We start from the raw sequence: 18,878 nt of genomic DNA, 5'->3' as shown, positions 1-18,878 counted from the left end.
GCCGTCAGTGCTGCAGGATCTTCGACAGGAAGGTCTGCGCGCGCTCGGAGCGGGGGCTGCCGAAGAACTCGTCCTTCCTGGCATCCTCGACGATCTCACCGCGATCCATGAAGATCACCCGGTCGGCGACCTTGCGGGCGAAGCCCATCTCGTGGGTCACGACCATCATGGTCATGCCCTCCTTGGCGAGCTCGACCATCACGTCGAGCACCTCGCCGACCATCTCGGGGTCGAGGGCCGAGGTCGGCTCGTCGAACAGCATCACCACCGGGTTCATGGCGAGGGCCCGGGCGATGGCGACGCGCTGCTGCTGACCGCCCGAGAGCTGGCCCGGGAACTTGTTCGCGTGGGCGCCCAGGCCGACCCGGGCGAGCAGGTCGAGGCCGCGCTTCTTGGCGTCCTCGCCGCTGCGGCCGAGCACCTTGCGCTGGGCGATGGTCAGGTTCTCGGTGATCGACAGGTGCGGGAACAGCTCGAAGTGCTGGAACACCATGCCGACTCGCGAGCGGAGCTTCGGCAGGTTGGTGGCCTTGTCGGCCACCTTGGTGCCGGCCACCGTGATCTGGCCCTTCTGGAAGGGCTCCAGGGCGTTGACGCACTTGATCAGGGTCGACTTGCCCGAGCCCGAGGGTCCGCAGACGACCACGACCTCGCCCTTGGCGACCTGGGTGCTGCAGTTCGTCAGAACCTGGAAGTCGCCGTACCATTTGCTGATGTTGTCGATGGCGATCATCGTCTCGCCGGGGGCCGCCGCGGGCGCGCCGGAGATCAGGCTGCCCGGCTGCAGGCCGGCATCCTTCGGCGCGTGGCTGGCATCGGCGACGGGTTCGGCGGCGGTGGGGGCCGGCATCGGGGACGAGGTCATGACACGGTCTCCAGTGTCGGTCAGCGGATGATGGCCACGCGGCGCTGCAGGCGGCGCACGAGGTACGAGGCCGAGAAGCAGATCGCAAAATAGACCACCGCGGCGAAGACATACATCTCGACGAGACGGCCGTCGCGCTGGGCGACCTTCGAGGCGGCGCCCATGAAGTCGGTCAGCGAGAGCACGTAGACCAGCGACGTGTCCTGGAAGAGGATGATGGTCTGCGTCAGCAGCAGCGGCAGCATGTTGCGGAAGGCCTGGGGCAGGATCACGTTGCCCATGGTCTGCCAGTAGTTCATCCCGAGGGCCTGGGCGGCGGCCGTCTGGCCCTTCGGGATCGACTGGATGCCGGCGCGCATGATCTCCGAGAAGTAGGCCGCCTCGAAGGCCATGAAGGTGATCAGGGCCGACGGGAAGGCGCCGACCTGGATCGGCGTCGAGGATCCGGTCAGGTAGGCGCCGATATACGGCACCAGGAAGTAGAACCAGAAGATCACCAGAACCAGCGGCAGCGAGCGGCAGAGCTCGACGTAGCCCTTGGCGAGGTGCCACAGGCCGGGAATGCCCGACAGGCGCGCCATCGCCAGCAGCGTGCCGATGATCACCCCGCCCACGGCGGCCATGGCGGTGAGCGTCACGGTGAAGACCATGCCCTGACCGAACAGGTAGGGCAGGGACGAGACGATGACGGAGAAGTCGAAATTCGAGAGCATCGGGGCCTGTTACCGGTGGCCGTCGGGCGGGGTGGCGGAGTGGAAGCGGGCGGCCCTCAGCGCTGGCCGGGGATGGCGACCGCCTTCTCCAGGAAGGTCGCCGCCGTGACGACCACGAGGTTGATGATCACGTAGAGGATCGTCGCCGCCGTGAACGCCTCGAACACCTGGAACGAGAATTCCTGCATCGAGCGGGCCCGGGCGGTCAGTTCCAGCAGGCCGATGGTCAGCGCCACCGACGTGTTCTTGAGATTGTTGAGGAATTCCGAGGTCATCGGCGGCAGGATGATCCGGTAGGCGTTGGGCAGCAGCACGTAGCGGTAGGTCTGGTAGGTGGTGAAGCCCATGGCGGTGCCGGCCATGCGCTGGCCTCGGGGCAGCGACTGGATGCCGGCGCGGACCTGCTCGGCCACGCGGGACGCGGTGAAGAAGCCGAGGCAGACCACCGCCGTGTAGAACGGCGCGTCCGGCAGTTGCTTGATCGCGTCGCCGATCCGGGTCGGCACCACTTCGGGCAGCACGAAGTACCAGAGGAACATCTGCACCAGCAGCGGCACGTTGCGGAACAGCTCGACATAGGCCGTGCCGATCGCGTTCGCGGGCTTCGACGGCAGGGTGCGCAGCACGCCGACCAGGGAGCCCAGGAAGAAGGCGATCACCCAGGAGCACAGCGCGGTCGTGATCGTCCACATGAGCCCCGAGAGCAGCATGTCGAGATACGTGCCGTTGCCCTCCGGCGAGGCGTCGAAGAAAATCCGCCAGTTCCAGTTGTAGTTCATCGCGCCGCTTCTACCGTGAACTTACAGAGACGCACCGCAGGCCGGAGCCCGCGGTGCGCATCATGGCATGAAACCGTACCGAACGGATCTCAGTAGGCCGCCGGATCGGGGCTCGAGATCGGGGTCGTGAACTGCTTCTTCATCTCCGCGCTCATCGGCAGGTTGAGGTTGATGTTGCGCGGCGGGATCGGCTTGGTGAACCACTTGTCGTAGAGAGCCTTGCCCTCTGGGCTCGTGTAGAGCTTGGCAGTGGCGTCGTCCGCGACCTTCTTGAACTCCGTGTCGTCCTTGCGGAGCATGATGCCGTAGGGCTCGGGCTTCGACAGGGCCTCGGTGGAGATCTCGTAGGCGGAGGGGTCCTTCGACGAGGCGGCGAGCGAGGCGAGGAGCACGTCATCCATCACGAAGGCGGCGGCGCGGCCGGTCTCGACCATCAGGAACGCCTCGGCGTGGTCCTTGGCCGGCAGGATCGTCAGGCCGAGCTTCCGCTCCGTGTTGGCCTCGTTGATCTGCTTGATGTTCGTGGTACCCGAGGTCGACACGACGGTCTTACCCTTCAGGTCCTCGATCGTGTGCAGGTTGGCCGACTTCTTCGAGACGTAGCGGGTCGCAGTCAGGAAGTGCGAGTTGGTGAACCACACCTGCTTCTCGCGCTCGGCGTTGTTGGTGGTCGAGCCGCACTCGAGATCGATCGTGCCGTTCGCCATCAGCGGGATGCGGGTGGCGGAGGTGACCGGGTTGAGCTTCACCTCGAGGTTCGGGAGGTTGAGCTTGGCCTTCACGGCGTCGGCGATCTTGAAGCAGATGTCCATCGCGTAGCCGATCGGCTTCTGATCGGCGCCGAGATACGAGAACGGCACGGAGGCGTCGCGGTAGCCGATGACGATGGCGTTGGCGTCCTTCACCTTCTTGAGGGTGCCGGTCAGCTCCTGCGCCCCGAGGCTCATCGGAGCGAGGGCGAGGGTCAGGCCCAGCGCCGCGGCGACGCCGCGGCGAGCGATATCAGACTGCATCGGTACGGAACTCCTGGATCGGGCCGAACGACATCGGCCGGCGGCGGGGTACGCGGGCCCGCCCGCTCGGGCGACGCCTTTGCAATGATGGTGCCGGGAGAAAGCTCGAAGCGCCGCGCGAGCCTGCGGCTGAGTACGGACAAGTCGCGGCCAAGCCTCTGCGCACGTCCGCAGATGCGGTCCCTGCCGTCCTCATGGCCTCCTCCCAGGCGCTGAGCCGGCCTCACGCTCGCGCCGGCGGCATCATGCACACTTCTTAGGCGTACGCACGCGGTGCGGAGGACGGATCCGCCCGGAAAGCTGACGAATCCACGGTATAGAAAACGACGCCGCCGCCCCCCGCGGTATCGGGAGGCGGCGTCGGACTGAAAACCCGGTTCGTGGCTGCGGCTTACTTCGTCAGCTCATTGCCGCTGTAGTCGATCTTGCCGTCCGGTCCCTTCTTCCACTCGTACATGACGTAGTCGGGACGGGTGATGTCGCCCTTCTTGTCGTAGGCGATCGGGCCCACGACGGTGTCCACCGGCTTGCCCTGGTGCAACCACTCGGCGAGCTTCTTGCCGTCGCTGGAGCCGGTCTCGGCCATCGCCTTCGCCAGCACCTGCACGGCCGCGTAGGAGTAGAGGGTGTAGCCCTCGGGATCGATGTTCTTGGCCTTGAACGCGGCGAGCGCGGCCTTGGCGTTCGGGTTCTTGCGGGCGTCCGGCGGGAAGGTGGTCAGCGTGCCCTCGGCCGCGGGACCAGCGATCGCCACGAGCTCGCGGTCGACCATGCCGTCGCCGCCCATCATCGGCGCCTTGAGGCCCTGGTCGCGCATCTGGCGCAGGATCAGGCCGGCCTCGGTGTAGTAGCCACCGAAATAGACGACGTCGACGTTGGCCGACTTCAGCTTGGAGACGAGGGCGGAGTAGTCCTTCTCGCCCGGGTTGATGCCCTCGTACATCACGTCCTTGCCACCCTTGGCCTTCAAGGCCTTCAGGGTCTCGTCGGCCAAGCCCTTGCCGTAGGGCGTCTTGTCGTGGACGAAGGCGATCTTCTTGCCCTTGAAATGCTCGGCCAGGTAGTTGCCGGCCACCGCGCCCTGCTGGTCGTCGCGGCCGCAGGTGCGGAACGTGTTCCACATGCCGCGCTCGGTGAACTTCACGTTCGTCGAGGCGGGCGTGACCTGGATGATGCCGGCGTCGAGGTAGACGTCGGAGGCCGGGATCGAGACGCCGGAATTGTAGTCGCCGACGACCATCTTGACCCCGTCGCTGGCGAACTTGTTGGCCACCGAGACGCCCTGCTTCGGGTCCGAGGCGTCGTCGCCGACCGTGACGGTCAGCGTCGTGCCCTTCAGCGTGCCGGCCTTGTTGAGGTCCTCGACCGCCTGACTCGCGCCGTTCTTGAGCTGGGCGCCGATGGCGGCGCTGTTGCCGGTGATCGGCGCGGCGACGCCGAGCTTGACCTCGGCGGCCTGCGCGGCCGCCACCATCGCGCCGAGGGCGAGCCCGGCCAGCAGAATCGATCTCATCGCGTACTTCCCCTTAGTGTCAGGACCGCACGTGCGGATCCGGCCGCACTCATCGGACCTCGCCGGCCTCGGGCGCCCGCGCGCGCCATGTCAGCGGTGAGGTCTTCTCGTAGAGCCAGCGGTACTGGCTCGTCATCTGGCGCGTCCGCGTGTAGCGGAAGCCCGCCGCGCCGATGATCATGACGACGACCGCGTCGACCGCATAGTAGTGCAGCGACAGCAGGGTGCCCGAAAACAGGGCGTAGTGGATGAAGCGCACGGCGGCCGCCACCAGGAGCAGCGCGAGGGCGCAGTGCCAGAACGGCCGCCAGCCCCGAGCGATGCCGCGGGCCGCCATCCAGCCGGCCCAGCCGCCCATCACCACGGTCACCAGCAGGAACAGCCAGGCCGACGGCTCCTCGTACAGGATCCCCTGCAGCATGCTCATGTCCCGACCGGGCCCGAATGGCCCCCCTCCAGATAGGCGGCCTGGACGTTCGGATCGTCCAGGAGCGCCCGCCCGGTCCCACTCATCGTGACCCGGCCGTTGACCAGCACGTAGCCGCGATGGGCCAGCTTGAGGGCGTGGTAGGCGTTCTGCTCCACGAGGAAGATCGTCATGCCGTCGGTCCGGTTCAGCTCCCGGATCGCGTCGAAGATGCCCTTCACCACCAGCGGCGCGAGGCCCAGCGACGGCTCGTCGAGGAGCAGCAGCCGCGGGCGGCTCATCAGCGCCCGCGCGATGGCCAGCATCTGCTGCTCGCCCCCCGACATGGTGCCGGCGCGCTGGTTCAGGCGCTCCTTCACCCGCGGGAACAGGGCGCAGACCTTCTCAAGATCCTCGGCGAAGAAGCGCCCGTCGTGGAGCGCGGCCCCCATCTGGAGGTTCTCGTAGACGGTCATGCGCGGGAAGACCCGGCGGCCCTCCGGCGACTGGGCGATGCCGAGCCGGGCGATGGCGTGGGTCGGCAGCCGGGTGATCTCGCGGCCGTCGTAGGTGATCGTCCCCGAGCGCGCCTGGGGGCTGCCGAAGATCGTCATCATCAGGGTCGACTTGCCGGCGCCGTTGGCGCCGATCAGCGTGACGATCTCGCCCTCCGCGACGTCGAGATCGACCCCGCGCAGGGCCGCGACGCTGCCGTAATAGGTCGAGACGTCGCGCACCGCGAGGAGCGGGGGCTTGGCGCCCGCCTGGATCGCCCGCGTCTCCTCGACCAGGACGTTGATGCCGGCGACGCTCATGCCGAGGCTCCCGTCTGGGTGTCGGCGTGCGGCACGGTGATCCCGACCTCGGCCTCCACGGCCTCGACCTCCTCGTCCTCGACGCCGAGATAGGCGGCGATCACCTTCGGGTCGGCCCGCACCTCGGCGGGGGAGCCGTCGGCGATCTTCACGCCGTAATCGAGCACGACCACGTGGTCGGAGATCTCCATCACCACCGACATGTCGTGCTCGATTAGCAGCACCGAGGTGTCGTGCTCGTCGCGGATGTGGCGCAGGAGCCCGTTGAGCTCCGCCGATTCCCGCGGGTTGAGGCCGGCGGCCGGCTCGTCGAGGCAGAGCAGCACCGGGTCGGTGCACATCGCCCGGGCGATCTCCAGGCGCCGCTGCGCGCCGTAGGGCAGGGCGCCGGCCGGGTCGTCGGCCCGCTTCATCAGGTCAATCCGGTCGAGCCAGGCCTTCGCCCGCTCGATCGCCGCGGCCTGCGCGTCCCGGTAGGTCCTGAGACCGAGCAGCCCGAGGATCGTGTAGCCCGAGGCCCGCATCAGCGGCGCGTGCTGGGCGACGAGCAGGTTCTCCAGGACGGTCATGCCCTGGAACAGGCGGATGTTCTGGAAGGTGCGGGCGACCCGCGCGGTGCGGTTCACCTTGTGGTTGGGAAGCCGCTCCAGCAGATGCGACGTGCCGTCGGCGTGGGCCAGCGTCAGCATGCCCTCGGTGGGCTTGTAGAAGCCGGTGATGCAGTTGAACACCGTGGTCTTGCCGGCCCCGTTCGGGCCGATCAGCGCGGTGATGTCGCCGCGGCGCGCCTCGAAGGACAGGTCGGAGACGGCGGTGAGGCCGCCGAACCGCATGGTCAGGTGCTCGACCGTGAGCACCGGCGGGGGGAGGGGTGACGTCGCCATCAGCCGTGCCCCTCGCTGACGTGGGCGCCCGAGACCGCGCGCCGCTGGCCCAGCGACACCGACGGCATGCGCTCGGAGATCAGGCCGCGGGGGCGCCAGACCATCATGGCGACCATGGCCAGCCCGAACAGGAGCAGGCGGTACTCGCTCGGGTCGAAGCCCTCGCCGAACACGGCCTTCAGGAAGCCGAGGTTGCGCAGCATCTCGGGCCCGCCGACCATCGCCACCGCGGCGATCGCGACGCCGACCTGGCTGCCCATGCCGCCCAGCACCACGATCGCCAGGATGATGGCGCTCTCCAGGAAGTTGAAGCTCTCCGGGCTGATGAAGCCCTGGCGCACGGCGAAGAACGAGCCGGCGAAGCCCCCGAAGGCCGCGCCCAGCGCGAAGGCCGTGAGCTTCGTGGCGGTGGTGTCGATGCCGAGCGAGCGGCAGGCGATCTCGTCCTCGCGCAGGGCCTCCCAGGCCCGCCCGATCGGCAGGCGGCGCAGGCGAAGGGTGACGAAGTTGGTGATCAGCGCCAGCCCGAGGATCAGATAGTACAGGAAGATCAGCCGGTGCATCGAATCGTACGGGATGCCGAAGGTCGCGGCGAACCCGCCCTCGCCCGCCGTGAACGGGATGCCGAAGAAGGTCGCCCGCGGGATCGACGAGATGCCGGCCCCGCCACCGGTGACGTCGGTCCAGTTGATCAGGACCAGGCGGATGATCTCGCCGAAGGCCAGGGTGACGATGGCGAGGTAGTCGCCGCGCAGGCGCAGCACCGGGAAGCCGAGGATCATGCCCCACAGGCCGGCGAACAGGCCCGCCAGCGGCAGGCAGACCCAGAACGACAGGCCGAAGGTGGTCGACAGCAGCGCGTACGAATAGGCCCCGACCGCGTAGAAGGCGACGTAGCCGAGGTCGAGCAGGCCCGCGAGGCCGACCACGATGTTCAGGCCCCAGCCGAGCATGACGTACGTCAGGATCAGGATGCCGAGGTCGATCCAGTAGCGGGCCGAGGACAGGCCGCCGGTCGCCAGCGCGGAGATCATCGGCAGGGTCAGCGCGACGAAGATGAACAGCCAGAGGCCGACCTTCGAGGTCTTCTGAGCCGCGTCGGGCTCGCCGTGCACGGCCTCGGTCGCCTGGGCCGGGGAGGGGGTCAGGGCCCGCCGCGCGTCGCGGCGCAGCAGCACGAGGCGCTGGACGAGGCGCAGCACGAAGATCGCCGCGCAGAGCGCCGCCACCAGCCCCCAGCGCGGCACGAGCACCAGCTCGCTCCCGGGCCCGGGGTCGGTGCGGTAGGCGATGATCGGGACGCAGAGACCGAAGGTGACGAGGGCGTAGAGGCCGGCGTCGCGCAGGATGCCGGCCATCGCGGAGCCGGGGAGAGCGTTCTGCGAGCCGGCCATCAGACTTTCTCGACCTCGGGCCGGCCCAGAATGCCCGACGGCATGAAGATCAGCACGATCGCCAGGATCGAGAAGGCGGCGACGTCCTTGTACTCGATGGAGAAGTAGGCGGACCAGAAGGTCTCGATCAGCCCGATGATCAGGCCGCCGAGCACGGCGCCCGGCAGGGAGCCGATGCCGCCGAGCACCGCGGCGGTGAACGCCTTCACGCCGGGCACGAACCCGTCCGAGAAGGACACGACGCCGTAGTACATCAGGTAGAGGACCCCCGCGACGGCCGCCAGCGCGGCGCCGAGCACGAAGGTCAGCGAGATCGTGCGGTCGACGTCGATGCCGAGCAGCGCCGCCATCTTGCGGTCCTGCTCGCAGGCGCGCTGCGCCCGGCCGAAGGGCGTGCGCTGCACGAGGTACCAGAAGCCGGTGAGCAGCACGGCGGTGACCGCCATGATCAGCACCTGCTTCCAGGCCAGGAACACCGCGTAGCCGTCGCGCTCGAACAGGGTGATGCCGCCCGACAGCATCGGCGGCGTCGGCTTGTTGCGGGCGCCCTGCACGACCTGCACGAAGTTCGACAGGAAGATCGACACGCCGATCGCCGAGATCAGCGGCGCGAGGCGGAACGAGCCGCGCAGCGGCCGGTAGGCCACCCGCTCGATCGCCCAGCCCCACAGGGCGGTCAGCGCCATGGCGACCACCAGCACGACCAGGAAGGCCAGCGCGATGGAGCTGACCCCGAGCCAGACTGTCAGCAGCAGGAAGGTGATGAGCGCGATGAAGCAGGAGACCATGAAGACGTCGCCGTGGGCGAAGTTCACCATGCCGATGATGCCGAACACCATCGTGTAGCCGATCGCGATCAGGCCGTAGATCGAGCCGAGCGTCAGCCCGTTGATGAGCTGCTGTACGAAGACGTCCATGAACTCTCGCGCGCAGGTTGCTTGGGCCGCCTACGGAGAGCGCAGGCAGCTTGGCGGGGCAAGTCTCGTACCGCAGCCGTAGCACACCGGCCACAGGTTTCATCGCCGCCCAAGCGTCGCGTGAAAACAGTCGACCACGCCAGTAACACCCCCCGGCCGGGCTTGCGTGTGGCGCAGTTCCTGCGACACGTTAACGAATTGAAATGCTCGATCATCCCGGGCTAGGCGAGGAGCAGTACCGATGGCAGGGTCGCGACTCACGACGATGATCTTCGTCGGCATGCTCCTCGGCATCGCCGTGGGCTACGCCTGCAGCATCACCTGGCCCGACCCGCAGACCGCCAAGGAGATCGCCGGCTACATCGCGCTGGTCTCCGACGTGTTCCTCCGCCTGATCAAGATGATCATCGCGCCGCTGGTCTTCTCCACGCTGGTCGTCGGCATCGCCCATCTCGGGGATACCGCCTCCGTCGGCCGGGTCGGCGGCAAGGCGCTGCTCTGGTTCGTCGGCGCCTCGTTCTGCTCTCTGATGCTCGGCCTCATCATGGTCAACCTGATGCAGCCCGGCCACAACCTGAACCTGCCGCTGCCCGATGCCGGCGCCGGCACCGGGCTCAAGGCGGCCTCGCTCTCGCTCAAGGAGTTCGTCACGCACCTCGTGCCGAAGAGCGCCGTCGAGGCGATGGCCAACAACGAGATCCTGCAGATCGTGGTCTTCTCGATCTTCTTCGGCGTGGGCCTCGCCGCCCTCGGCGAGAAGGGCCGCCTGCTCGCGCAGGGCATCGAGGGCATCGCCGACGTCATGCTCAAGGTGACGGGCTACGTGATGATGTTCGCCCCCGTGGCGGTGTTCGCCGCCATCGCGGCGACGATCACCACGCAGGGCATCGGCGTGCTCGTGACCTACGGCAAGTTCCTCGTGGAGTTCTACATCAGCCTCGGCGTGCTCTGGACGCTGCTCATGGGCGTCGGTTTCCTGCTGCTCGGCGGCGGCGGCATCATGCGTCTGTTCAACCTGATCAAGGAGCCCTTCGTGCTGGCCTTCTCGACGGCGTCGAGCGAGGCCGCCTACCCCAAGATGCTCTCGAACCTGGAGAAGTTCGGGGTCCCGAACCGGATCACCTCGTTCGTGCTGCCGATGGGCTACTCGTTCAACCTCGACGGCTCGATGATGTACTGCACCTTCGCGGTGATGTTCATCGCGCAGGCCTACAACATCCCGCTGAGCTGGGGCCAGCAGCTCACGATGCTGCTCCTGCTGATGGTGACCTCGAAGGGCATGGCCGGCGTGCCGCGCGCCTCGCTGGTGGTGATCTCGGCGACGCTGTCGCATTTCAACATCCCGGAGGCCGGGCTGCTGCTGATCATCGGGATCGACCAGTTTCTCGACATGGGCCGCTCGGCCACCAACGTGCTGGGCAACAGCGTCGCCACCGTGGCGGTCGCCAAGTGGGAGGGCCAGCTCAGCACCACCGACCAGCGCCTCGACCATGTCGGCACGGTGGCCTCGCCCGCGGAGTAGGGGCCGGTCCGGAAGAATCTGCGCGCGCCGGAATGGCGGGCGCAGGACGGCCGCTCTCATGAGCGCTCTCACGGGCGCCCGGAATCGCGGTGTGACTTGTGCGGTGCCCTTCGGAGGCGGAGTGATGACGATGCGGCTCGTCGCGGTTCTGGCGCTGGCGCTGGCGGCGACGCCCGCCTCCGCCGTCGAGGTGCTCACCGGGACGCTCAGGAGCGTCGCCGAGCGCGGGGAAATCGTCCTCGGCTACCGGGAGAGCTCGGTGCCCTTCTCCTTCGTGGAGGGCAAGCAGTCGGACGGGAGCCCCCGACCGATCGGCTACGCCATCGACCTCTGCGGCGAGATCGCCGACGACGTCCAGGCGGCGATCGGCCGGCCGGTGAGGATCCGCTACGCACCGGTCACCGCCGAGACGCGCATCGAGGCGGTGACCTCGGGCAAGATCGACCTCGAGTGCGGCTCGACCACCGCCAATGCCGAGCGCCGCAAGCAGGTCGCCTTCTCGCCGGTGGACTACATCAGCGCGACGCAGCTGCTGGTGAAGCGCGGAGCGGGCATCGCCTCGTACCGGGATCTCGGTGGCAAGACCGTCGTGGTCACCGCGGGCACCACCAACGAGAAGGCCGTGCGCGACCAGCTCGCCCGGCTGAAGATCGACGCGCAGGTGGTGACGGCTCCCGACCACGCCGCCTCCTACGCGATGGTGAAGGCCGGCAAGGCCGAGGCCTTCGCCACCGACGACGTTCTGCTCTACGGGCTGATCGCCACGGACGCGAAGGACGGGGCGGACTACACGGTGCTGCCCGACAAGCTCTCCTACGAGCCCTACGGCATCATGTTCCGCAAGGACGACCCGGAACTCGCCGGCCTCGTGCAGCAGACCTTCACGCGGCTCGCCGAGTCCCGGGCGCTGCGCTGGACCTACGAGCGCTGGTTCCTCAAGCGCCTGCCCAACGGCGAGCGCCTCGACATCCCGATGTCGAACGACCTGCGGGTGAGCTTCCAGCTGATGGGCCTCGACGGCGGCGAGTGAGCGGCACGGGGGATCGGCCGGCGCCTCGCTTTCGCCCAACCGGCACGCGAGGAAGACCCGGCCTGACCGCCTCCCTCCGCGAGCGTGCCTCCGCCCATGCCGATCGCCGCGCCCTGCCCGAAACCGCTCGCCCTGGTGCTGGCCGCCGCCCTCGGCTGCGCCGCCTCGGCGGCCTCTGCCCACCCGCACGTCTGGGTGACCGCCAAGGCCCAGCTCGTCTACGCTGACGGCAAGCTCGTCGGCGTCCGCGACACGTGGAGCTTCGACCCCGAGTACACTTCCTTCGTCACGCAGGGCCTCGACACCGACAAGGACGGCAAGCTCAGCCCGGAGGAGCTCGCCGGGCTCGCCGCCGAGAACACCGCCAACCTCGCCGAGTTCGGCTACTTCACGAAGCTGAAGGTCGGCGGCAAGGAGCAGGCCTTCGGCGATCCGAAGGAGCCGGCGGCGCACATGGACGACCGGGCGCTGGTCATGACCTTCCTGCTGCCCCTGAAGACGCCGGTCCAGCAGGGGCGGGGGGTCGCCGCGCTCGAGGTCTACGACCCGACCTACTTCGTCGCCTTCTCGTTCGCCGAGGGCGCCGACGCCGCGACCCTCGCGGGGGCGCCCCAGGGCTGCGCCGCCACGGTCACCCGGCCGAAGACCGAGCAGCCGAAGACGGCCGATGCCGGATCGCCGGGCATGACCGAGGCCTTCTTCGAGGCGCTCACCGCCGCCTCGACCTACGGGGTGCAGTTCGCCAGCCGGGTTCTCGTGGCATGTCCGTAGGCATCGGGATCGCCGCCCCCGCGGGGGCGGGGCGGCTGGGCCTGCGGCTCGGCCTCATGGCCCTGGCCATCGGGCTGGCCGCGCTGCTGGCGGCCGCGATCGCGTGGCTCGTCGCGCCCGGCCTCGCCGCGCCGCCGCCGCGCTCGCCCTTCGGCATCGGCTTCCGGGAGGCCGCGCCGGCCGCCACGGGGCTCGGCGGCGTCATCCTGGCGCTGCAGGCGAGCTTCTCGCGCAGCCTCAACGCCGCGGTGAGCGCGCTGCGGGGCGGCGGCAGCTGGACCCCGCTGATCGGCCTCGCCTTCGCGTACGGCGTGTTCCACGCCGCCGGCCCGGGCCACGGCAAGGCGGTGATCGCCGGCTACATCCTGGCGGGGGAGCGGGCGCTCCGGCGCGGCGCCGCGCTGAGCGTCTGCGCCGCGCTGCTCCAGGCCTGCGTGGCCGGAGCGATCGTCGGCCTCGGCACGCTGGTCCTCAACGCCACGGCGGCGAGCATCACCCGGGCCGGTACCCTGATCGAGACCGTGAGCTTCGCCCTCGTCGCCCTGGTCGGGCTGGTCCTGACGTGGCGCAAGGCCGGTCGCCTCGCCCATCTCGGCGCGGGCTGCGGCCCGGGCTGCAGCCACCTGCCGGGACCGCAGGCGCTCGACACCCTCGACACGTGGCGCGAGCGGGCCGGGGTGGTGCTGGCGGCGGGCACGCGCCCCTGCGCGGGGGCGGTGCTGGTCCTGGTCTTCGCGGTCTCGCAGGGCGTGCCCGGCGCGGGCGTGCTGGCGGTCCTGGCGATGGCCCTCGGCACGGCGGTGACCACGACCGCGCTGGCCTGCCTCGCGGTCTTCGCCAAGCGGACGGCGCTGCGCCTCGCCGGCGGGAGAGGTCAGGCCGGGCTCCTGGCGCTCGGCGGCCTCGAACTCGTCGCCGCCGCCTTCGTGCTGGTCCTGGGCACCGCGATGCTCTCCGGCCTCGCGCCGGGCCTCGGCGGCTGAAGGGCCTCGCCTTCCGGGGCGCGGCGTGCCACGCTGCGCGACCGAGACGGAGAGCGCGCCGATGCATCCCGACTTCGCGACGATCCTGAACTGGCGCCTGCTCGCCGGATCGCATCCCTTCCCCGGCCCCGACGGCGGGACCTGCATCAACGAGGCGGCGATCGTCGCCGCGGGGCTGCCCTACCGGGCGATCCGCTCCAGCGCCGACTGCCCGCCCTGCTTCTCGCGGCCTGCCGCCGCCTACGCCCTCGGGCTCAACGACGCCATGCCGGACGAGGCGCGGCCCCAGCTGATGGCCTTCGTCCTGCGCCTGTCGGGCAGCGCCGACACCCCGGAGATCGAGGTCGCCCGCACCCGGCAGCTGGCGCTGGAGAGCGTCCGCCGCATCCTGGCGCCGCTCTGCGCGGTCGCCGGGATGGTCGAGGACGCGGAAGCCTGCTCCGGCGCGCCGGACTGGCCCGCGGCCCTGGCGGCGGCCCACGCGGCCGCGTGGCGGGGCGGAGCGCGCGCGCAGGCGGCGGCCCAGGCGCGGCGCTGGCGGGAAGGCGCGCTGACCGCGGCGGTGTCCCGCACCGCGACGGCGGCGGAACGCGCCGGCGAGGACGCGCGCTGCGCCGCCGAGGTGGCCGAGGGCGCGGCGCCCTTCGTGGCCGGGACCTGGACCGAGGCCTGCGCGATCCTCGCGGACGTCCTCGCCATCGGCCGGCAGGCGCCCGAGATCGCCGTCGCCGGCGCCCGGCAGCGCCTGGACGCGGCGCGCGCCCGGGTGCCGGCCTGATCAGGCCGCCGCAGGCGCGGCGTCGAGATCGAAGTCGATGGTGCCGCAATTCTCCAGGAACGTGCCGGTGAGGTGGTAGAAGAATGTCCCGTGGCCGACCACCGCGATGGTGGTCTCCGGCCTGGCCCGCAGCCAGTCGCGGAACGCCGCGACCCGGGCGTCGAACAGGGGGCGCGGCTCCACCGGGTAGCCGCCGACCTCGCAGCCCGGCTCCGCGTGCCACCAGACCTCGGGCAAGTGCCCGACATCGAGGTGGGGGAATTCCGCGGCGATCTCCGAGGCGGCCCGGCCGACATCGCAGCTGCTCTCCTGGCACTCGCGGTGCAGCACCTCGACGAGCACCCGCGGCCGGCTCGGATGCTCGCCGAACAGGATCGCGGCGGTCTCGATGGCGCGGGTCAGGGGCGAGACCACCACGAGGTCGAAGGGGACCGGCCGGAGCCGCTCCCGCGCGGCCCGCGCCTGGGACTGACCGAGTTCGGTCAGGCGCGCGTCGAGCAGGCCGGGATCGCCGCGCCCGAGCTTGTGCGCGGCGTTGAAGGTCGACTGACCGTGGCGGATGCAGACGATGCGGGTCTTGTCCGGCATGGATCTCGGAAACGTGTCGGGATGGGAGGGGCGCGCCGGGAAGGTCACGCGAAGCGGCCGCCGCGCTGGATGACCTCGATCTTGTAGCCGTCCGGGTCGGTGGCGAAGAAGAACCGCGCGAGCACGTCGTCCCCGTGCTTGAGGGTCTTGACGTCGGTGGCCGCGAAGCCCTCGCGCCGGTGCCGGGCGTGCTCGGCCTCCACGTCGTCGACCACGAAGGCGATGTGCCCGTAGCCGTCGCCGAGATCGTAGGGCCTGTCGCGGCCCTTGTTCACCGTGAGCTCCAGCTCGAACGGCGAGGCCGGGTCCCGCATGTAGACGAGGGTGAAGTCCGGGAAGTCGAACCGGTCGGAGACCTCGAGGCCGAAGGCCCGGGCGTAGTAGTCGCGCGCGCGCTCCTCCTCGAGGACGCGGATCATGGCGTGGACGGGCTTGGACATGCGCTCGGGATTCCGTGGGCACGCGACCGGCGTGCAAGGTCCCCTATGTGGCGCCGGGCGCGGCCGCGGAAAGTCCGCCGGGCGCGGCACCGGCGTCGCGCACGGTACAGGCGCGCGGGCCGGGACCGAGGAACCGCCTCGAGACAACCGTGATCCCGTAATAACGGGCGAAGATTTCCATTCGTTCTTTTAAGCGTTCTAGAAAAAATATTCGGCTCAATTCGGTTCAGATAATACTTATAATCGGCGATTGTCCAGCATATAAAACAACTCGAACGCGTCAGGTAGATATTACATGGCTTGACTCCACCAATCCATTAGGATCATTTTTACGCCAGAGGATCAGTCTGAATGACGACAGATCAGACGGACAGCCATCGTTTCCGTTCAGGGGCAATAAGACCGTGTTGCGGCTATCAAATATCAATCTTCTTCCGAAAATTGCCGCCGTCATCGCCATGATCAGCGCGATCGTCGGCGGGTGCATCTGGTACGCGCAGGCGCGGATGACGACGATCGACGACGGATACAGCCAGTTCATCGTCAACGAGGCGGCGGCCGTCGCCGATGCCCGCCGGCTGAATCGCCTGGTGATCGAGCTGAACTACTGGGTCTACCGGATCATCGCGGAGACCGATCAGCGCCAGATGCGGGACGCCAACGCGGGCTTCGAGGCCGTCCGGCCCCAGGTGCAGGCGCTGCTCCCGGTCCTCCGGTCGCACGCACCGACCTTCGCGGGGCGCATCGACGAGCAGACGGCGCGGATCGAGCGCTATCTCCGCGACGTGAGCGAGGTCTGCCGGCTCGGCACCGCCAATCAGAACGAGCAAGCCATCGCGCTGGTCCACGCGGCGATCGATCCGACCTTCTCCGGCCTGCTCGAGGAGGGCAACAGGATCGCCGAGGACATCGCCGCCTACATGCGGAAGGGGTCGGACGAACTCACCGACCAGACCAACCACACCCGGCGGACCCTGATCGCCGTCGGCGCCCTCGGGATGCTGGCGGGTCTGCTCGCGGCGGTGTTCATCACCACCGTCGGGATCACGCGCCCCCTCGGCCGGCTGGTCAAGGTTCTGCAGCGCATGGCGCAGGGCGAGGTCGAGGCCGACATCGCGGGTGCGGCGCGGCGGGACGAGATCGGCGCGGTCGGCCGGGCGGTGGAGGGGATCAAGACGATGGTCGCCCGGAAGGCCGCCGAGGAGGCCGAGGTCCGGCGCATCGCCGACGCGGCGGCCCTCGCCGAGCGGCGGCGCACTATGCTGGATCTCGCCGACGGGTTCGAGCGGGCGGTCGGCGGCATCATCGGGCTGGTCTCGTCCTCGGCCACCGAGCTGCAGGCCACCGCCCAGGCGATGACGTCGAGCGCCACCGAGACGGCGAGCCAGTCGACCACGGTCGCGGCGGCCGCCGAGCAGGCCTCCGCCAACGTTCAGACCGTGGCGGCAGCCGCCGAGGAGCTGGGCACGTCGGTGCAGGAGATCGGCCGGCAGGTCCTCGGCTCGGCCACCCTCGCGCAGACGGCGGTCGGTGAGGCGGACGAGACCCAGCACCTCGTGCAGGCCCTGAGCCAGGCGGCCACCCGCATCGGCGACATGGTCGGGATGATCTCGACCATCGCCGGGCAGACCAACCTGCTGGCGCTGAACGCCACGATCGAGGCGGCCCGCGCCGGCGATGCCGGGCGCGGCTTCGCGGTGGTCGCCGCCGAGGTCAAGGAACTCGCCGGGCAGACCGCACGGGCCACCGAGGAGATCAGCCAGCAGATCGGGCAGATCCAGGACGTGACCGGGCAGGCCGTCGCCGCCATCGACATGATCGCCGCGCGCATCCGCGAGATCGACGCGGTCGCGACGACCATCGCGGCGGCGGTGGAGCAGCAGGGCGCGGCCACGCACGAGATCGTCCGCAACGTCTCCCAGGCGGCCGCCGGGACCGACCAGGTCACCAGCAACATCACGGGCGTGGCCAAGGCCTCCGAGGAGACCGGCGCGGCGGCCGCCCAGGTGCTGGGCGCGGCCGGCGCGCTGTCGCGCCAGTCCGAGTCTCTGGGGACCGAAGTCTCGCGCTTCCTCGGGACGGTCCGGGCCGCCTGAGGCCGGGTCAGCCCCCGATCCGCAGCACCTCCGTCCGGGTGCCGGCCTGCGCGAAGGCGTCCGGGTCGGCGCCGGTCATCCAGACCTGCCCCGGGAGCGCCTCCAGGGCCTCGAACAGGCCGGCCCGGCGGCGGGGATCCAGGTGGGCCGCCACCTCGTCGAGGAGGATCAGCGGGGCGATGCCGCTCATGGCGCGCACCAGCCGCGCGTGGGCGAGGACGAGCCCGATCAGCAGCGCCTTCTGCTCCCCCGTGGACGCCGTGCCGGCGGGGACGTCCTTGGGGCCGTGGCGGACCACGAGGTCGCTGCTCTGCGGCCCGATCAGGGTGCGGCCGGCGGCCCGGTCCCGGTTGCGGCCGTTGCGGAGCGCCATCCGGTAGCGGTCCTCGGCCTCGATGGCCGGCCAGACCGCCACCAGATCGTCGAGGTCGCCCTCGAGGCGGATGGCCGCCCAGGGGAAGGGCTGCGCGTCGTCCCGGGTCTCGGCGATCAGCCGATCGAGGCGCTCGGCGGTCTCGCGCCGGGCGAGCGCCACGGCGACGCCCAGCTCGGCGACCTCCCGCTCCACCGCGTCGAGCCAGCGGTCGTCGTCGGGCCGCTCCTCCAGCAGGCGGTTGCGCGAGCGCAGGGCCCGCTCCATCGCGGAGACCCGGGCGCCGTGGGCGGCGTCGACCGCCAGCACGAGCCGGTCGAGGAACCGCCGCCGGTCGCCGGCCGCGCCGCGGAACAGCCCGTCGAGGTCGGGGGTCAGCCAGACCACCCGCAGGAACTCGCTGAACGCCACCGGCGAGGCCGCAGTGGCGCCGTCGATCCGGCAGAGCCGGCTCGTCCGCCCGTCGGGCCCCGGGGGCTCCAAGCCGGTGCCGAGCCGGTGCTCGGCGCCCTCGCGGTCGAGGGTGAGCGAGACCGCGAATCCCCCCGGGCCGCCGTTGCGCGCCATGGCGGCGAATTCCGCCCGGCGCAGGCCCCGGCCCGGCACGAACAGCGAGAGCGCCTCCAGCAGGTTGGTCTTGCCCGCGCCGTTCTCCCCGACCAGCGCGACGAAGCGGGCCCCGGGCGTCAGTTCGAGGTCCGCGTGGTTGCGGAAATCGCGGGCGATCAGGCGCGTGACGCGCAGACCCGACCCGTCGGGCTCGACCCGCGGATCGAGGACGTCGCTCATCGATGACCCGAGGGGTGAACCGAGCGGCCGAGACGCGCCGCGCTCAACCGTCCCTTGCTGTCTGACATCCCAACCAACCACCTCATCCCGCGGTCCCCGCGTCAGCGGGCCGCGCGGGCGGGCTCCAGAAACCACATCGCCGTCCCGGGACCTCCCGCGCGACCCCCCGCTTCACTCCGGCACCTCGGGACGAGGGCGGGAGCGGGATC

The 18,878-nt window shown here is 70.0% G+C and carries 19 protein-coding genes; 6 read left to right on the top strand and 13 right to left on the bottom strand.

Going from position 1 to position 18,878, the window contains the following annotated elements; translation table 11 throughout:
- Nucleotides 1-4: 4 nt before the first annotated feature.
- The 10 genes from LOK46_RS12190 to LOK46_RS12145 all read right to left on the bottom strand — a co-directional run bounded on the left by LOK46_RS12190 (nt 5) and on the right by LOK46_RS12145 (nt 9,299).
- The gene (locus LOK46_RS12190; protein WP_056534124.1) at nt 5-733 is read right to left on the bottom strand and encodes an amino acid ABC transporter ATP-binding protein; all 729 of its coding nucleotides are present in this window, start codon (nt 731-733) and stop codon (nt 5-7) included.
- 152 nt (nt 734-885) lie between these two features.
- Nucleotides 886-1,578 (bottom strand): amino acid ABC transporter permease, encoded by a 693-nt coding sequence (locus LOK46_RS12185; RefSeq protein ID WP_273563993.1) that lies wholly within the window; start codon nt 1,576-1,578, stop codon nt 886-888.
- A 56-nt stretch (nt 1,579-1,634) separates the two neighbouring features.
- Nucleotides 1,635-2,357, bottom strand: coding sequence for an amino acid ABC transporter permease (locus tag LOK46_RS12180; protein ID WP_059409257.1), 723 nt, complete (start codon nt 2,355-2,357; stop codon nt 1,635-1,637).
- 89 nt (nt 2,358-2,446) lie between these two features.
- Nucleotides 2,447-3,370 carry an amino acid ABC transporter substrate-binding protein gene (locus tag LOK46_RS12175; RefSeq protein WP_273563992.1) on the bottom strand — a complete coding sequence of 308 codons (924 nt, stop codon included), beginning with the start codon at nt 3,368-3,370 and terminating at the stop codon, nt 2,447-2,449.
- 391 nt (nt 3,371-3,761) lie between these two features.
- The gene (locus LOK46_RS12170) at nt 3,762-4,883 is read right to left on the bottom strand and encodes a branched-chain amino acid ABC transporter substrate-binding protein (protein WP_273563991.1); all 1,122 of its coding nucleotides are present in this window, start codon (nt 4,881-4,883) and stop codon (nt 3,762-3,764) included.
- Between the two features lie 49 nt (nt 4,884-4,932).
- A complete protein-coding gene (locus LOK46_RS12165) occupies nt 4,933-5,301 on the bottom strand; it encodes a DUF6867 family protein (protein WP_273564582.1) in 369 nt (122 codons plus the stop codon).
- Nucleotides 5,302-5,306: 5 nt separating this feature from the next.
- Nucleotides 5,307-6,104, bottom strand: coding sequence for an ABC transporter ATP-binding protein (locus tag LOK46_RS12160; RefSeq protein ID WP_273563990.1), 798 nt, complete (start codon nt 6,102-6,104; stop codon nt 5,307-5,309).
- Nucleotides 6,101-6,988 carry an ABC transporter ATP-binding protein gene (locus tag LOK46_RS12155; protein ID WP_273563989.1) on the bottom strand — a complete coding sequence of 296 codons (888 nt, stop codon included), beginning with the start codon at nt 6,986-6,988 and terminating at the stop codon, nt 6,101-6,103. Before LOK46_RS12155 ends, LOK46_RS12160 begins: the two co-directional genes overlap by 4 nt.
- Complete coding sequence (livM, locus tag LOK46_RS12150; RefSeq protein ID WP_273563988.1) at nt 6,988-8,382, bottom strand: high-affinity branched-chain amino acid ABC transporter permease LivM; 1,395 nt, start codon at nt 8,380-8,382, stop codon at nt 6,988-6,990. Before livM ends, LOK46_RS12155 begins: the two co-directional genes overlap by 1 nt.
- Nucleotides 8,382-9,299, bottom strand: coding sequence for a branched-chain amino acid ABC transporter permease (locus LOK46_RS12145; RefSeq protein WP_012319217.1), 918 nt, complete (start codon nt 9,297-9,299; stop codon nt 8,382-8,384). Before LOK46_RS12145 ends, livM begins: the two co-directional genes overlap by 1 nt.
- Nucleotides 9,300-9,540: 241 nt before the next feature.
- On the opposite strand from LOK46_RS12145, the gene LOK46_RS12140 reads away from it, so the two are divergent.
- The 5 genes from LOK46_RS12140 (at nt 9,541) to LOK46_RS12120 (ending at nt 14,383) form a co-directional block, all read left to right on the top strand.
- Nucleotides 9,541-10,821 (top strand): dicarboxylate/amino acid:cation symporter, encoded by a 1,281-nt coding sequence (locus LOK46_RS12140; protein ID WP_273563987.1) that lies wholly within the window; start codon nt 9,541-9,543, stop codon nt 10,819-10,821.
- A 124-nt stretch (nt 10,822-10,945) separates the two neighbouring features.
- A complete protein-coding gene (locus tag LOK46_RS12135; RefSeq protein WP_273563986.1) occupies nt 10,946-11,851 on the top strand; it encodes an amino acid ABC transporter substrate-binding protein in 906 nt (301 codons plus the stop codon).
- 96 nt (nt 11,852-11,947) lie between these two features.
- Nucleotides 11,948-12,622, top strand: coding sequence for a DUF1007 family protein (locus tag LOK46_RS12130; protein ID WP_273563985.1), 675 nt, complete (start codon nt 11,948-11,950; stop codon nt 12,620-12,622).
- Complete coding sequence (locus tag LOK46_RS12125; protein WP_273563984.1) at nt 12,613-13,605, top strand: nickel/cobalt transporter; 993 nt, start codon at nt 12,613-12,615, stop codon at nt 13,603-13,605. The genes LOK46_RS12130 and LOK46_RS12125 overlap by 10 nt, the downstream gene beginning before the upstream one ends.
- Before the next feature lie 61 nt (nt 13,606-13,666).
- Complete coding sequence (locus tag LOK46_RS12120) at nt 13,667-14,383, top strand: hypothetical protein (protein WP_273563983.1); 717 nt, start codon at nt 13,667-13,669, stop codon at nt 14,381-14,383.
- Here the strand turns inward: LOK46_RS12120 and LOK46_RS12115 are convergent, their stop codons facing one another.
- Both LOK46_RS12115 and LOK46_RS12110 read right to left on the bottom strand, forming a co-directional pair.
- Complete coding sequence (locus LOK46_RS12115; protein WP_273563982.1) at nt 14,384-14,971, bottom strand: histidine phosphatase family protein; 588 nt, start codon at nt 14,969-14,971, stop codon at nt 14,384-14,386.
- A gap of 44 nt (nt 14,972-15,015) precedes the next feature.
- Nucleotides 15,016-15,411: a VOC family protein gene (locus tag LOK46_RS12110; protein WP_273563981.1), complete on the bottom strand. Its 396-nt coding sequence runs from the start codon at nt 15,409-15,411 to the stop codon at nt 15,016-15,018.
- A gap of 458 nt (nt 15,412-15,869) precedes the next feature.
- Here LOK46_RS12110 and LOK46_RS12105 point away from each other — a divergent pair, with 458 nt between their 5' ends.
- Complete coding sequence (locus LOK46_RS12105; protein ID WP_273563980.1) at nt 15,870-17,507, top strand: methyl-accepting chemotaxis protein; 1,638 nt, start codon at nt 15,870-15,872, stop codon at nt 17,505-17,507.
- Nucleotides 17,508-17,514: 7 nt separating this feature from the next.
- Here LOK46_RS12105 and recF read toward each other — a convergent pair whose 3' ends face one another.
- Nucleotides 17,515-18,669: a DNA replication/repair protein RecF gene (gene recF, locus LOK46_RS12100; protein WP_273563979.1), complete on the bottom strand. Its 1,155-nt coding sequence runs from the start codon at nt 18,667-18,669 to the stop codon at nt 17,515-17,517.
- Between the last annotated feature and the right edge of the window lie 209 nt (nt 18,670-18,878).

Origin of the sequence: Methylobacterium sp. NMS14P (genome assembly GCF_028583545.1) — a bacterium.
Taxonomy (GTDB): Bacteria; Pseudomonadota; Alphaproteobacteria; order Rhizobiales; family Beijerinckiaceae; genus Methylobacterium.
Note: the sequence above shows the minus strand (reverse complement) of the source record. Positions and strands in the feature narration are given on the sequence as shown.

What these genes read in the sequence shown, in the direction of transcription:
- LOK46_RS12120 (WP_273563983.1), top strand. Translation starts at nt 13,667, where the DNA reads ATGCATCCCGACTTCGCGACGATCCTGAACTGGCGCCTGCTCGCCGGA.
- livM (WP_273563988.1), bottom strand. Translation starts at nt 8,382, where the DNA reads ATGGCCGGCTCGCAGAACGCTCTCCCCGGCTCCGCGATGGCCGGCATC.
- LOK46_RS12110 (WP_273563981.1), bottom strand. Translation starts at nt 15,411, where the DNA reads ATGTCCAAGCCCGTCCACGCCATGATCCGCGTCCTCGAGGAGGAGCGC.
- LOK46_RS12140 (WP_273563987.1), top strand. Translation starts at nt 9,541, where the DNA reads ATGGCAGGGTCGCGACTCACGACGATGATCTTCGTCGGCATGCTCCTC.
- LOK46_RS12170 (WP_273563991.1), bottom strand. Translation starts at nt 4,883, where the DNA reads ATGAGATCGATTCTGCTGGCCGGGCTCGCCCTCGGCGCGATGGTGGCG.
- LOK46_RS12160 (WP_273563990.1), bottom strand. Translation starts at nt 6,104, where the DNA reads ATGAGCGTCGCCGGCATCAACGTCCTGGTCGAGGAGACGCGGGCGATC.
- LOK46_RS12125 (WP_273563984.1), top strand. Translation starts at nt 12,613, where the DNA reads ATGTCCGTAGGCATCGGGATCGCCGCCCCCGCGGGGGCGGGGCGGCTG.
- LOK46_RS12105 (WP_273563980.1), top strand. Translation starts at nt 15,870, where the DNA reads ATGATCAGCGCGATCGTCGGCGGGTGCATCTGGTACGCGCAGGCGCGG.
- LOK46_RS12180 (WP_059409257.1), bottom strand. Translation starts at nt 2,357, where the DNA reads ATGAACTACAACTGGAACTGGCGGATTTTCTTCGACGCCTCGCCGGAG.
- LOK46_RS12185 (WP_273563993.1), bottom strand. Translation starts at nt 1,578, where the DNA reads ATGCTCTCGAATTTCGACTTCTCCGTCATCGTCTCGTCCCTGCCCTAC.
- recF (WP_273563979.1), bottom strand. Translation starts at nt 18,669, where the DNA reads ATGAGCGACGTCCTCGATCCGCGGGTCGAGCCCGACGGGTCGGGTCTG.
- LOK46_RS12190 (WP_056534124.1), bottom strand. Translation starts at nt 733, where the DNA reads ATGATCGCCATCGACAACATCAGCAAATGGTACGGCGACTTCCAGGTT.
- LOK46_RS12155 (WP_273563989.1), bottom strand. Translation starts at nt 6,988, where the DNA reads ATGGCGACGTCACCCCTCCCCCCGCCGGTGCTCACGGTCGAGCACCTG.
- LOK46_RS12175 (WP_273563992.1), bottom strand. Translation starts at nt 3,370, where the DNA reads ATGCAGTCTGATATCGCTCGCCGCGGCGTCGCCGCGGCGCTGGGCCTG.
- LOK46_RS12135 (WP_273563986.1), top strand. Translation starts at nt 10,946, where the DNA reads ATGACGATGCGGCTCGTCGCGGTTCTGGCGCTGGCGCTGGCGGCGACG.
- LOK46_RS12115 (WP_273563982.1), bottom strand. Translation starts at nt 14,971, where the DNA reads ATGCCGGACAAGACCCGCATCGTCTGCATCCGCCACGGTCAGTCGACC.
- LOK46_RS12145 (WP_012319217.1), bottom strand. Translation starts at nt 9,299, where the DNA reads ATGGACGTCTTCGTACAGCAGCTCATCAACGGGCTGACGCTCGGCTCG.
- LOK46_RS12130 (WP_273563985.1), top strand. Translation starts at nt 11,948, where the DNA reads ATGCCGATCGCCGCGCCCTGCCCGAAACCGCTCGCCCTGGTGCTGGCC.